Annotated in this window: 2 protein-coding genes and 1 pseudogene; all 3 read right to left on the bottom strand. The window is 57.9% G+C overall.

Annotation, left to right across the window (positions count from 1 at the left end):
* A partial coding sequence (locus AAC035_RS19245) for a TolC family protein (RefSeq protein ID WP_339806727.1) occupies nucleotides 1-601 on the bottom strand: 601 nt, incomplete at its 3' end.
* Nucleotides 598-3,516 (bottom strand): annotated as a pseudogene (locus AAC035_RS19240) (CusA/CzcA family heavy metal efflux RND transporter); the annotation flags it as partial. The pseudogene AAC035_RS19240 and the gene AAC035_RS19245, both read right to left, overlap by 4 nt.
* 182 nt (nucleotides 3,517-3,698) lie before the next feature.
* A partial coding sequence (cadR, locus tag AAC035_RS19235) for a Cd(II)/Pb(II)-responsive transcriptional regulator (protein ID WP_339806726.1) occupies nucleotides 3,699-4,125 on the bottom strand: 427 nt, incomplete at its 5' end.

Here is a 4,125-nt window from a genome sequence, read left to right as displayed (position 1 = left end):
GGTCGCTGGCTAGCCCGGCCTTTTCCGCTTGCAGCTCTACTAGTCTGGCATCTAGAGTATCCAACTCCGTTTTGACCCTGAGCATTTCACTTTGCGAGCCGATGCCATAGTCAAGCCTCTGTTCCGTTACGGTGGCCAGTTGCTCGACCAAAGCGCGTGTCTCATGATGGAGATTGATCGCTTCATTGGTATACCACCAATATGCATACGCCTCCTTAACGCGAGCTGTCAGCTGCCTTATTAGCCACTGAGTCTCCTGCTGGGCGGCAAGCATTCCGGCCTCCGCTGCCTTGCGAGACGCCGACAGATGATCCGGCCAGGGCAGCTGCTGGCTTACCTCAAAGCGATGCCCAACTGTATTAGGTCCCTCTAGAGTTTCAGGCGCAATGCCATACTTGATGACCGGGTCGGCCCAAGTATCTGAGCCCTCCACTTTGGCTTCTGACATTTCGGCGACAGATCTTTGCGCGCCCAGAGTCGCGTTATTGGTCAGAGCCTCTTGAACCCAATCGTCAACGACCTCAATAGGTTCGGCGTTTATCGGCAAGGCCATTGTGATCAGCAGGATCAGAACGGTTTGGATGCCAATGGGTCTAATCATCGGAATGTTCCTTTTTTGGCGATTTTTTTCAGCCGTGCGCGCTGCCAGAGATAGAAAATCACCGGAATCAGCAGCAGGGTCAGGATCAACGTGGTGACCATGCCACCGATCATCGGGCCGGCGATGCGTTGCATGACTTCTGAGCCGGTGCCACTGCCCAGCATGATGGGCACCAGGCCAGCTACAATGGCCGCGAAGGTCATCATGATCGGACGCACCCGTTGCGCAGCACCGTCACTGATCGCCTTGCGCAGGGCATCTGCCGACAGCTGGCCTGATTGATGATCCACGGTTTCCAAAGCGTTATGCAGAGACTGGTTCAGGTACACCAGCATCAGGACTCCGATCTCCACCGCCACCCCGGCCAGGGCAATAAAACCGACGGCCACGGCCACGGAGAGGTTGTAACCCAGCAGATACATCAGCCAGATGCCACCGATCATGCCGAATGGCAGGGTGCCGAGAATAATGCCCACCTCGGTCAGGTTGCGGAAGTTCAGGTACAGCAGAATGATGATGATGGCCAGGGTCAGCGGCACCACCAGCGTCAGGCGTTCCTTGGCCCGCTGCATATACTCATATTGGCCAGACCAAGTCAGGGAGTAGCCAGCAGGTAGATCCACCTGTTCTTGCACCACGGACTGCGCCTCCCTTACCCAACTGCCCAGATCCCGGCCCTCGATATCCACCAGAGTCCAGCCATTGATACGGGCGTTTTCCGACTTGATCATGGGCGGCCCCTGGTCGATCCGGATATCCGCCACATCGGCCAACGCGATACGCTGGCCATTGGGTGTCACCATCGGCAGCAGGCGCATCTGCTCCACCGAATCCCGGTAACCCTGGGGATAGCGCAGATTGATGGGATAGCGCTCCAGACCCTCCACCGTGTTGGCCACGTTCATGCCGCCAATCGCGGTACGTACGACCGATTGAATGTCTGCGATATTCAGCCCGAAACGAGCGGCAGCCTCGCGCTGTATATCCACCTTGATGTAGCGTCCGCCGGCCACCCGCTCGGAAAACGCAGAGGCTGTGCCGGGTATGTCAGTCAACACCCGCTCGAGCTCTTCCCCTATACCCTGGATCACCGCCAGGTCAGGACCGGCCACCTTGATGCCGACTGGGGTCTTGATGCCCGTGGAGAGCATGTCGATGCGGGTTTTGATCGGCATGACCCAGGCGTTAGTAAGGCCCGGAAGTCTGACGGTCCTGTCCAGTTCCCGGCGCAGAGATTCCGGCGTCATGCCGGGTCGCCACTGGTCCCGTGGTTTGAACTGGATAAAGGTCTCAATCATGGTCAGCGGGGCAGGATCGGTGGCCGTATCGGCGCGGCCAATTTTTCCGAACACGGTCTCCACTTCCGGAATACTGGCAATCAGCTTGTCGGTCTGTTGCAGAATCTGTCGGGCCTTGCCAATGGAGATACCAGGATAGGTGGTGGGCATGTACATCAGATCCCCCTCGTCCAGAGGCGGCATGAATTCACTGCCCAGCTTGTTGGCCGGCCAGAAGCCGATGATCAGCACCACCAGGCCTCCGGCAAGCATCAATGCCGGCCGTCGCAAAGCCCAGCCGATAATCGGTCGGTACAGGGCGATCAGCAGTCGGTTGATGGGATTGCGATGTTCTGGCAATACCTTGCCACGGATGAAATAGCCCATCAGCACTGGAACGAGAGTGATGGCCAGCCCGGCTGCCGCCGCCATGGCGTAGGTTTTGGTGAACGCCAGGGGGGCGAAGAGCTTGCCCTCCTGAGCCTCCAGGGTGAAGACCGGCAGAAAGCTCACGGTGATGATCATCAGTGAGAAAAACAGCGCGGGCCCCACCTCACCCGCGGCCCGCGACATCACGGCCCATCGGTTTTCCGGTGTCAGCGGGGTTCGCTCCATGTGTTTATGGACGTTCTCCACCATCACGATGGCCCCGTCCACCATGGCGCCGATGGCAATGGCAATACCCCCGAGGGACATGATATTGGCGTTGATGCCCTGGGCGTGCATCACCACGAACGCCGCAAGGATACCTACGGGCAGACTGACGATGACCACCAGCGACGACCGTAGATGGAACAGGAATACTGCGCAAATAAGGACGACCACCAGGAACTCTTTCAATAACTTGCCATACAGGTTGTCCACGGCGTTATTAATGAGTGTGGAGCGATCTTAGGTAGGAACCACTTCTACACCATCGGGGAGGCTGGTTTTGATGTCCTCCAAGCGTTGCTTGACCCCTTCGATGGTTTTCAAGGCGTTCTCACCGAAACGCATCACCACAATGCCTCCGGCCACTTCCCCTTCCCCATTCAGTTCGGCGATACCGCGACGGACCTGTGGGCCAAGCTGCACATCGGCCACGTCTTTCAGTAACAGGGGCTTGCCGTTGTCGTTGACCCCCAGGGGGACCTGTCGCAGATCGTCTTCGTTCTGCAGGTAGCCGGTGACCCGTACCATGTATTCCGCCTCGGCCATCTCCACCACCGAGGCGCCGGTTTCCTGGTTGGCGCTGTTGATGGCGGAATGGATGCGCTGCAGGGTAATGTCGTGGGCCCGCAGTCTGTCCGGGTTCACCACGACCTGATACTGTTTCACCATGCCGCCAACGCTGGCGACCTCGGATACACCGGGCACGGTTTGCAGTTCAAACTTCAGGAACCAGTCCTGAATAGCCCGCAGTTCCGACAGGTCATGCTGACCGGTGCGGTCCACCAGGGCGTAGGAGTATACCCAGCCAACGCCGGTTGCATCCGGCCCCAGCTCTGGTTTGGCGGCATCGGGCAATTGCCCGGCCACCTGGCTCAGGTACTCCAGTACCCGGGAGCGGGCCCAGTACAGATCGGTGTTGTCATCGAAAATGACATAGACAAAGGAATCACCAAAAAAGGGGTATCCGGATTTTTTGGTTGATTGGCTCATATCATGATGACGGAACCAACCATCAGCTCAGCGGATTACCTGGTTGATGACGACTCTTCTTCACGGCCCCTGCAAGTTTGCAGCAACGCCCAGGTTCGCATGCCGAGATACGCAGTGAGGCTTCGCGATCAACACACCATGCATTCACAATGTCACTGCAAGGTCCGGCATGTCTCTGCTCAGTCCTTACGGCCTGAGCTAGCCCTATACAGCTGTTGTTTGCTCTCCTCGCTGATCCCCGTCAGGATGCCGCAGGCATTGATCTCCCGACCCTCGTTGCAACTCGCCCTCAGTGAAACGAGTTGTTGCTCAAGCGCTTGCAGAGCAGTTATCTGCGACCGCACATGAGAGATGTGGTCATCGAGCATGGCGTTGACGGCGGTACAAGGCTGGCGAGGGTCGTCCTGATAGCTCTGTAGCTCGCGAATCTCTGTCAGTGACAGGTCCAGAATTCGGCAGCGGCGGATAAAGGCAAGCCACTCGCCATGCTTCTCGGTATAGACACGGTAACCATTCTCCTGCCGTTCTGGCGGCGGCAACAGGCCCTGCTGCTCATAGAAGCGGATCGTCTGCGTGTCGATACCCGCTATCTGGGCTAACTGACCA

It is taken from the genome of uncultured Marinobacter sp. (assembly GCF_963974375.1).
GTDB lineage: Bacteria > Pseudomonadota > Gammaproteobacteria > Pseudomonadales > Oleiphilaceae > Marinobacter.
This window is presented reverse-complemented; position numbering and strand designations above follow the sequence as displayed.